Source organism: Micromonospora sp. D75, from assembly GCF_018070405.1.
Lineage (GTDB): Bacteria > Actinomycetota > Actinomycetes > Mycobacteriales > Micromonosporaceae > Micromonospora > Micromonospora chalcea.
Genome location: NZ_JAGPXV010000216.1, coordinates 1 through 8,655, shown reverse-complemented (window position 1 = coordinate 8,655; position 8,655 = coordinate 1). Strand labels below are relative to the sequence as shown.

General features: G+C 72.4%; 11 protein-coding genes. 6 read left to right on the top strand and 5 right to left on the bottom strand.

All coding sequences use genetic code 11. From position 1 onward, the window contains the following. Nucleotides 1-26: 26 nt before the first annotated feature. Nucleotides 27-794 carry a glycerophosphodiester phosphodiesterase gene (locus KBX39_RS15125; RefSeq protein WP_043330133.1) on the bottom strand — a complete coding sequence of 256 codons (768 nt, stop codon included), beginning with the start codon at nt 792-794 and terminating at the stop codon, nt 27-29. 88 nt (nt 795-882) lie between these two features. On the opposite strand from KBX39_RS15125, the gene KBX39_RS15120 reads away from it, so the two are divergent. Further along, nucleotides 883-1,326 (top strand): helix-turn-helix domain-containing protein, encoded by a 444-nt coding sequence (locus KBX39_RS15120; protein WP_247660219.1) that lies wholly within the window; start codon nt 883-885, stop codon nt 1,324-1,326. Next, the gene (locus KBX39_RS15115) at nt 1,319-1,687 is read left to right on the top strand and encodes a DUF4180 domain-containing protein (RefSeq protein WP_043324041.1); all 369 of its coding nucleotides are present in this window, start codon (nt 1,319-1,321) and stop codon (nt 1,685-1,687) included. Before KBX39_RS15120 ends, KBX39_RS15115 begins: the two co-directional genes overlap by 8 nt. A gap of 73 nt (nt 1,688-1,760) precedes the next feature. Here KBX39_RS15115 and KBX39_RS15110 read toward each other — a convergent pair whose 3' ends face one another. Beyond that, a complete protein-coding gene (locus KBX39_RS15110; RefSeq protein ID WP_113974120.1) occupies nt 1,761-2,408 on the bottom strand; it encodes a flavodoxin family protein in 648 nt (215 codons plus the stop codon). A gap of 62 nt (nt 2,409-2,470) precedes the next feature. Continuing rightward, the gene (locus KBX39_RS15105; protein ID WP_113974122.1) at nt 2,471-3,241 is read right to left on the bottom strand and encodes a 1-acyl-sn-glycerol-3-phosphate acyltransferase; all 771 of its coding nucleotides are present in this window, start codon (nt 3,239-3,241) and stop codon (nt 2,471-2,473) included. Nucleotides 3,242-3,416: 175 nt separating this feature from the next. On the opposite strand from KBX39_RS15105, the gene KBX39_RS15100 reads away from it, so the two are divergent. Both KBX39_RS15100 and cydB read left to right on the top strand, forming a co-directional pair. Beyond that, nucleotides 3,417-4,829: a cytochrome ubiquinol oxidase subunit I gene (locus tag KBX39_RS15100; protein ID WP_043324038.1), complete on the top strand. Its 1,413-nt coding sequence runs from the start codon at nt 3,417-3,419 to the stop codon at nt 4,827-4,829. 17 nt (nt 4,830-4,846) lie between these two features. Further along, nucleotides 4,847-5,845 carry a cytochrome d ubiquinol oxidase subunit II gene (gene cydB / locus KBX39_RS15095; RefSeq protein ID WP_069089654.1) on the top strand — a complete coding sequence of 333 codons (999 nt, stop codon included), beginning with the start codon at nt 4,847-4,849 and terminating at the stop codon, nt 5,843-5,845. A 63-nt stretch (nt 5,846-5,908) separates the two neighbouring features. On the opposite strand, the gene KBX39_RS15090 is transcribed toward cydB, so the two are convergent. Both KBX39_RS15090 and KBX39_RS15085 read right to left on the bottom strand, forming a co-directional pair. After that, a complete protein-coding gene (locus tag KBX39_RS15090; protein ID WP_210871140.1) occupies nt 5,909-6,595 on the bottom strand; it encodes a hypothetical protein in 687 nt (228 codons plus the stop codon). A 65-nt stretch (nt 6,596-6,660) separates the two neighbouring features. Beyond that, the gene (locus KBX39_RS15085) at nt 6,661-7,125 is read right to left on the bottom strand and encodes a peroxiredoxin (RefSeq protein ID WP_281606097.1); all 465 of its coding nucleotides are present in this window, start codon (nt 7,123-7,125) and stop codon (nt 6,661-6,663) included. Between the two features lie 90 nt (nt 7,126-7,215). Here KBX39_RS15085 and KBX39_RS15080 point away from each other — a divergent pair, with 90 nt between their 5' ends. Beyond that, complete coding sequence (locus KBX39_RS15080; protein ID WP_043324033.1) at nt 7,216-7,608, top strand: YciI family protein; 393 nt, start codon at nt 7,216-7,218, stop codon at nt 7,606-7,608. A 19-nt stretch (nt 7,609-7,627) separates the two neighbouring features. Then, a partial coding sequence (locus KBX39_RS15075; protein ID WP_210871138.1) for an RNA polymerase sigma factor occupies nt 7,628-8,655 on the top strand: 1,028 nt, incomplete at its 3' end.

The window sequence follows — 8,655 nt, the reverse complement described above, 5'->3', positions numbered from 1 at the left end:
GGCCATCGGGGGTCGTCCTCGGGGGGTCAGGCGGCCCAGTGGCCGCGGCTGCGGTAGACGTCGCGGAGCACGCTGACGTGATCGGTCATGATGCCATCCACACCAAGATCAAGTAAGTGGTGCATCTGGGCGGGTTCGTCGATCGTCCAGACGTGCACGTGCAACCCGATCCGGCGGCAGTACGCGAGGAACCGCCGGTCCACCACCGGCACCCGCCCGAAGGAGACCGGGACCTGCGCGGCGACCACGGACGGGGGCAGCCGCACCGGTCGCCCGTGCAGCGAGGCCAGCCGCAGCCGGGCCACGCCGCGCATGCCGAGGCTGGTGGCGACGCTCGGGCCGGCCAGCGCGCGTAGCCGCGACAGCCGGGCGTCGCTGAACGAGGCGAGCAGCACCCGGTCACCCGCGCCGGCCCGGGTGACGGTGGCGACCGTGGGCGCCACGCCGCCGTCGGACTTGACGTCGATGTTGAACCGCACCTGCGGCCAGGCGTTCAGCACGTCGTCCAGCCGGGGCACCAGGGCGGCCCCGCCGACGCGCACCGAGGTCAGGTCGGCCCAGCGCAGGTCCGCGATGCGACCGGGCTCGCCGGTGACCCGGCGCAGCGTCGGGTCGTGGAAGACCACGGGTACGCCGTCGGCGGTGGCGTGCACGTCGGTCTCCACGTACCGGTAGCCCAGGGCGACGGCACGGGCGAACGCGGCGGCGGTGTTCTCGTCGCCGTCGGCCGCGCCGCCGCGGTGGGCGAACGCCAGCGGCGCGGGCGCGTCGAGGTAGCCGTGACGGGGCTGCACGCGGGCAGTATGCCCGGCCCGGGTGGCGCGCACATGGCCGGGCGATGAAATTACCTATCGTTCCCTATCGTGACTAAGATAGGGTGCGATGAGTAACGACATGTATTCGGTTGAGCAGGTCGCTGACCTGCTCGGGCTGCACGTGCGCACCGTGCGCGGCTACATCCGGTCCGGGCGGCTGCGGGCCACCCGGATCGGCAAGCAGTACCGGATCGCGCGTGCGGACCTGAACGCGCTGACCGGCCGGCCGGCCGTCGCGGCCACCGGACCGGCGGCGGAGGTGTCGAGCGTCCTGCGGCTCGACGGCGTCGACCGGACCGCCGCCGACCGGCTCGCGACGCTGGTGCTGGCCGGCGTGAACACCCACCACGACCCGGACCGTCCGCTGCGGGTGCAGACGGTCCACGACGAGGAGCGGCAACGCATGACCATCATGATCCTGGGCGACCTCACCGCCACCGCCGACCTGCTGCGCCTGGTCGACGGTGTGCTGGGCGGCGGCAACGACCTGCTCGGCGGCGGCCGTGACTGACCTGATGCAGGAGCGCGCCGGCGTGGCGGTGCTGGTCTGCGACCCGGACGGCCCGCCGATCGCCACCGAGCGCGACGCGCTGGACCTGATCGGCGCGGCGTTCCTCGGCGCGACTGTGGTGGCGGTGCCGGCCGAGCGGCTCGACCCCGGCTTCTTCACGCTCGGCACCCGCTTCGCGGGCGAGGTGATGCAGAAGTTCGTCAACTACCGGCTGCGCCTGGCGATTGTCGGCGACATCTCCGACCACATGGAGCGCAGTGGCGCGCTGCGCGCGCTGGTGGCCGAGTCCAACCGCCACGACCAGGTGTGGTTCGTACCGGACCTCGACGCCCTGGACGCCCGCCTGCGCGCCACCCCCTGACCCCCGTCGATCTCGCGCTTGCGGCCCTCGTTCGGGGCGGTTTGCCGGGTTCAGCCGGACCGCAACTGCAAGATCAACGGGGGCGGGCGGGGGCGGTGGCTGCGTCGCGGGTTCCCGGCGGCGGGTAGGGCTGCTCCGCGAGCAGCCGGGCCAGGTGGGCGCTGTTGAGCGCCAGCGCGGCGGTGGTGCGGCCGGTCGTGTCGGGTTTGGGGCGGGCGTCGACGTAGTCGGTCTTGTGCAGCGCCTCGCCGACCCAGTAGGTGGCCCCGGCGGCCGGGCAGGTGAACCCCACCTCGTTGAGGGCCTGCTGCACCTCGGCGATGGTGTGGTGCGCGCCGTCCTCGTTGCCGACCACTGCCACCCCGCCGACTTTGCCGTAGGTACGCAGGCGGCCCTGGTCGTCGGTCTCGGACAGTTCGGCGTCCAACCGTTCCAGGACCATCTTGGTGACCGACGAGGGCTGACCGAGCCAGATCGGCGTGGCGATGATCAGGATCTGGGCGGCGAGCAGCTTGGCGCGGATGGCGGGCCAGCCGTCGCCGGCACCCTCGTCGACGGCGACCCCGAAGCGCACGTCGTGGTCGACCACGCGGACGATCTCGCCGTCGACACCCTGATCGGCCAGCGCGTCGAGCACCTCCTGACCGAGCACCTGGGAACTGGACGTCGCCGGTGAGCGCTTCAGGGTGCAGTTGAGAACGAGTGCTCGAACAGCGGTCATGGCCGGATCCTCTCCGCCTCGGGATTGCGGGACTTGATACCCGCCTCCGGGGCCGGGATGCGTCAGCCGGGGCGGTGGCGGCGGTGGGCGCGGGCGGTGTCGACCGGCCGGCCCGGGTCGACGTGGCGCGGCAGTTCCGGCTCGTCGGGGCGCAGCGGGACCAGGTCGTCGGTGATCGCGTCGATGATCCGGTCGGTGGCGTGCCGGGCCGCGCCGGGAGAGCCCGACCGCAGGTCGTCGATCGGCACCGGGGCGCCGAAGTGCACCCGGATGGCGGGCCGGCGGACGAGCGCGCGGGCCACCCCACGCAGCATCCCCTTCGGCGCGCGGTACGGCAGCACCTCGTGCGAACCCCACTGCGCCACCGGTACGACGGCGGCGCCGCTGGCGAACGCGAGCCGGGCCGTGCCGGTCTTGCCCCGCTCGGGCCACATGCCCGGGTCGAGCCCGATGCGTCCCTCCGGGTAGACGAGCACCACCGAGCCGCCGGCCACGGCCTGGGCGGCGACCTCCAGCGAGCGGTGCACGGCGGCGGTGCCGCGGTCGACGCGGATGTGCCCGGCGCGGCGCATCAGCGCCCCGATCACCGGGGTGCGGAACAGGCCGCCGGTGGCCATGATCCGTGGCGCGACGTCGCGGACCCGGCAGGCGGCGGCGAGCACGACCGGGTCGAACGGGCTGATGTGGTTGGCGGCCAGGATCAGCGGGCCGCGGCGCAGCGCGTCGGGCACGTCGCCGGTGACCTCCAGCCGGCCGACCAGCCCGACGGCGGCGCGGGCGAGCGTCTGCGCGCCCCGCCACAGCAGCGGCGCGCGCCAGAGGGTGCTGTTCATCAGTGCTGGATGGTCGCACGTGCAGGGGTGGCGGCGGGAGCCGGTGGGTCCTCCGGCAAGGGTGATCAGGGTCATTGGTCCCGGGCCGGGTGGGGCCCTGCGGCCCTGCTGCTTTCGCTACGACGCCGAGTAGTATCTACTACGTCTCGTAGTATGCACAGCTGGGGGTTTTCTGGTGGACGCGTTGGACGTCGCCCGCTGGCAGTTCGGTGTCACCACCGTCTACCACTTCTTGTTCGTGCCGTTGACCATCGGCCTGTCCGTGCTGGTGGCGATCCTCCAGACCATGTGGCACCGCACCGGTAACGAGCGGTACCTCAAACTCACCAAGTTCTACGGCAAGCTCTTCCTGATCAACTTCGCGATGGGTGTGGTCACCGGCATCGTGCAGGAGTTCCAGTTCGGCATGAACTGGAGTGACTACTCCCGCTTCGTCGGTGACATCTTCGGCGCGCCGCTGGCCATCGAGGCCCTTGTGGCGTTCTTCCTGGAGTCCACGTTCATCGGCCTGTGGATCTTCGGCTGGGACCGGCTGCCCAAACGCCTGCACCTGGCCGCGATCTGGGCCGCCGCGATCGGCACCAACCTGTCGGCGTACTTCATCCTCGCCGCCAACTCGTTCATGCAGAACCCGGTCGGCTTCCGGATCAACCCGGAGAGCGGCCGCGCCGAGCTGACCGACTTCGTCGCCGTGCTCACCAACAAGGTCGCCCTGGTCACCTTCCCGCACACGCTGGCCGGCTCGTTCCTGGTCGCCGGGTCGCTGATGGTCACCGTCGGCCTGTGGCACGTGATGCGCAACCGCGACAGCGCCGACACCGGCGCGTACCGCTTCGCCACCAAGCTCGGCTCCTGGGTCGTCCTGATCTCCTCGGCGCTGGTGATCCTCACCGGCGACATCCAGGGCAAGATCATGACCGAGGTGCAGCCGATGAAGATGGCCGCCGCGGAGGGCCTCTACACCACCGAGAGCCCCGCCTCGTTCTCCGTGCTCACCGTCGGCAGCCTCGACGGCAGCCGCGAGATCTTCGCTCTCAAGATCCCGTACCTGCTGTCGTTCCTCGGCACCGGCGACCCCAACGGCACCGTGCAGGGCATCAACGACCTCCAGGCCCAGTACGCCAGCCAGTACGGCCCCGGCAACTACGCACCGATCATCCCGGTCACCTACTGGAGCTTCCGCTTCATGATCGGCTTCGGGCTGGCCGCCGCCGCGATCGCGCTGCTGGTGCTCTGGAGCCAGCGCAAGGGCCGCACCCCCACCAGCAAGTGGCTGCTGCGCGCCGGCCTGGTCATGCCCGTGCTGCCGCTGCTGGCCAACTCCTTCGGCTGGATCTTCACCGAGATGGGCCGCCAGCCGTGGATCGTCTTCGGCGAGATGCTCACCCGTGACGGCGTGTCCCGCAGCGTCTCCCTGACCGAGGTCCTCACCTCCTTCACCGCGTTCACGCTCATCTACGCCGTCCTCGCGGTGGTCGAGTTCAAGCTGCTGGTCCGCTATGCCCGCGCCGGCGTCCCGGACGTCACCCCGCAGACCGACGACGACGACACCGACGACGCCGAGCGCCCGCTGGCGTTCGCCTACTGACACCCCGGAGCCCAACCGTGGAACTGACGACCGTCTGGTTTCTCCTCGTAGCAGTGCTCTTCACCGGCTACTTCATCCTCGAAGGCTTCGACTTCGGCGTCGGGATGCTGCTGCCGGTGCTCGGCCGCGACGACCGGCAGCGCCGTGTCCTGATCAACACCATCGGCCCGGTCTGGGACGGCAACGAGGTGTGGCTGATCACCGCCGGCGGCGCCATGTTCGCCGCCTTCCCCGAGTGGTACGCCACCCTGTTCTCCGGCTTCTACCTGCCGCTGCTGCTCATCCTGCTGGCCCTGATCGCCCGCGGCGTCGCCTTCGAGTACCGCCACAAGCGGCCCGAGGCGTCCTGGAAGCGCCGCTGGGACCAGGCCATCTTCTGGGGCTCGGCGATCCCGGCCGTGCTGTGGGGCGTGGCGTTCGCCAACATCTTCCGCGGCGTGCCGCTGGACGCCGACCACGAGTACGTCGGCGGGCTGCTCGACCTGCTCAACCCGTACGCGCTGCTCGGCGGCCTGACCACGCTGGGGCTGTTCCTCACCCACGGCGCGGTGTTCCTGGCGCTCAAGACCACCGGCGACATCCGCGAGCGCGCCGGCGCCCTCGCCGTCAAGCTCGGCGTCGGCACGGCCGTGGCCGCGGTGGCGTTCCTGAGCTGGTCGCTGACCATCCGCTCCAGCGCCGCCGCCGTCGTGCTCGCCGTCGGCGCCGCCCTCGCCCTGCTCGGCGGTCTGGCCGCGGCCAAGGTACGCCGGGAGGGCTGGGCGTTCACCGGCACCGCCGTGGCGATCGCGCTGGCCGTGGCGACGCTGTTCGCGGCGCTGTTCCCGAACGTGATGCCGTCCACGCTCGACGCGGCCGGCACGCTCACCGCCACAAACGCCGCGTCCACCCCGTACACCCTGAAGATCATGACCTGGGTGGCGGTGATCTTCACGCCGATCGTGCTGGCGTACCAGGGTTGGACGTACTGGGTGTTCCGCCGCCGGATCGGGGTACAGAACATTCCGCAACACTGATCGACCTGTGGGCGCAGGGGCGCGGGGCCGGTGCGAGGGGGTCGCACCGGCCCCGCGGGGCGTTCAGCGCGCCTCGCGCAGCTCCGCCAGCCGCGCCTCGATCTCGGCCAGCTCGGCGCGCAGCTTCTCCGCCTGCTGCTCCGCCTCGGCCCGCTCGGCGGCGAGGATCTGCTCCACCGCCTCCTGCACCCCCGGCACGTCCACCAGCGCCACCATCCGCAGCGCCTCGGCCGGCTTCACCACGTACGGCCGGGCCAGCGCCTTCGTGCCCTGCTGCGCGGCCACCGTCCACTCGCCCTCGGCGTAGGCCAGCGTCACCGTGAGCCCCGGCGGGGTCTTCGGCTTCGCGGCCTTCACCGCCCGCTTGGCCGGCTTCGGCTCCGCCTGCGGCGCCTCGGTCTTCGGCTCCTCCCGTCGTGGCGCCGGCACCCGCGGGGTGTCCAGCACGAACTCCGGCTCCGGCGCGGCCGGCGGCTGCTCCGGTTCCGGCTTCGCCTCGGCGGCCGGACGCCGCCCGGCGCCCTTCGGCGCGACCGCCACGTCGGTGGGGGAGAACGGCAGCTCGTCGCGGCCGAACCGCACCACCACGAACTCCTCCGACGCCTCCGGGTCGGTCAGCTCCACCACCTGCCCGATCTGCCCGGCGATCTGCCCGGCCGCCTCGGTGAACACCACCCGGGGCTTGCGGCCCGCCGCGAGCGCCTCCCGGATCCCCTGAACCTCGTCAGTGGACAAACCCTGACCCGCCATCACGCCCTCTTCCGTACACCTGTTTGACGCAGCCTTGATACCAGCCGGCTGCGACACCACGATGATCAGCCCCCGAGGGCCCGCAACGCCGCGTCGGCGTGCTCGTTCATGCTCAGCTCGCTGCGCACCACGGCGAGGACCCGCCGGTCCGTGCCGATCACGAACGTCATCCGCCGCGTGCTCAGCGGCCCCAGCGGCAGCCGCCGCCGCACCCCGAACGCGTCCGCCACCGCGCCGTCGACGTCGGAGAGCAGCGGATAGTCGAACCCGTGCCGGCGGGAGAACTCCGCCTGCCGCTGCACCGGATCACGGCTGATCCCGACCCGCTGGGCGCCCACCGCCGCGAACTCCGCCGCCAGATCCCGGAAGTGACAGCTCTCCGCCGTGCAGCCCCGCGTCATCGCCGCCGGATAGAAGAACAACACCACCGGCCCGGCGGCCAGGAACTCCGACAGGCGACGCGGCGTCCCCGTCTCGTCCGGCAGCGTGAAATCCTCGACCAGGTCACCGACACCCAACGCGTTACTCATGACGCGAGGATATGTAGACATCGGCGATCCGGCTCCGTCGTACCCGGCGAGCGGCGGGGAGGCACCGCCGCACGACGCGAAGGACCGACAGTGAAGTACGTCATCATGATCCACTCCAACCCGGAGCCGTGGGGCCACCCCACCTCCGAGTATCTGGCCTCCTACCAGGAGCTGCCCGCCGAGGTACGGGACCGGCTCAACGCCGACTTCGAGCAGGTGCTGACCGAGCTGCACGCCAACGGTGAGCTCGTCGTCGGTGAGGCGCTCGCCGACCCCGCCACCGCACGGCTGTACCGGTGGAGCGACGGCGCGCCGCTGGTGACCGACGGCCCGTACTCCGAAGCCAAGGAACACCTCGCCGGGTTCTTCCTGATCGACGTGGAGGACCAGGCCCGCGCCGAGGCCGTCGCGGCGAAGTTCGCCGGCCCGGGGGAGACCGTCGAGCTGCGGCCCCTGATGTGGCCGGGCGGCTCCGATCAGTAACGCCACAGCGCTGGCGGACGTGTGGCGCCGGGAGGCGCCGCACGTCCGCGCCGCGCTGCTGCGCCGCTACGGGCACCCCGACGCCTGCGAGGACGCCCTGCAGGACGCGGCGGAGGCGGCCGCCGCCAACTGGCCGCGCACCGGCGTCCCCGACGACCCCCGCGCCTGGCTGATCCGGGTCGCCGCGCGGCGACTGATCGACCGGATCCGCGCCGACGCGGCCCGTACCCGCCGCGAGCGGCTCGACGCGGCCCGGCAACCCGACGCAGGCCGCGTACCGCCCGTCGACGACACGCCGGTGACCGGCGCCGACGACACGATGCGGCTGCTGTTCCTGTGCTGCCACCCGGCCCTGAGCCGCCCCTCACAGGTCGCGCTGACCCTGCGCGCGGTGGCCGGCCTGCGCGTCGAGCAGATCGCCGCCGCCTACCTGGTGCCGGCCCGGACCATGACGCAGCGGCTGAGCCGGGCCCGCGCGACGCTGCGCGAGGCGGGCGCCCGGTTCACCATGCCGCCGCCGCACGCGCTGCCCGCCCGGGTGGCCGCCGTGCTCGACGTGTGCCACCTGGTGTTCAGCGAGGGCTACACCCGCACCTCCGGTGACCAGCTCCTGGACGTCGCACTCGCCGAGGAGGCGATCCGGCTCACCCGGCAGGTCCACACCGCGCTGCCCGAGCACCACGAGGTGACCGGCACGCTGGCGCTGATGCTGCTCACCCACGCCCGGTCGCCCGCCCGCACCGACGCCGCCGGTGACCTCGTGCCGCTGGCCGACCAGGACCGCTCCCGCTGGCGCGCCGACCTGATCGACGAGGGCGTCGCGCTGCTCGGCCGGGCCCTGCCCCACGGCCCGGTGGGCCGCTACCAGCTCCAGGCGGCCATCGCCGCCGTCCACGCCGAGGCCCCGACGTTCGACCGCACCGACTGGCTGCAGATCAGCGTCCTCTACGACATGCTGAGCCGGGTCGCCCCCAGCCCGTTCGTCACACTCAACCAGGCCGTCGCCGTGGCCATGGCGCACGGCCCCGACGTCGGGCTGGCGCTGCT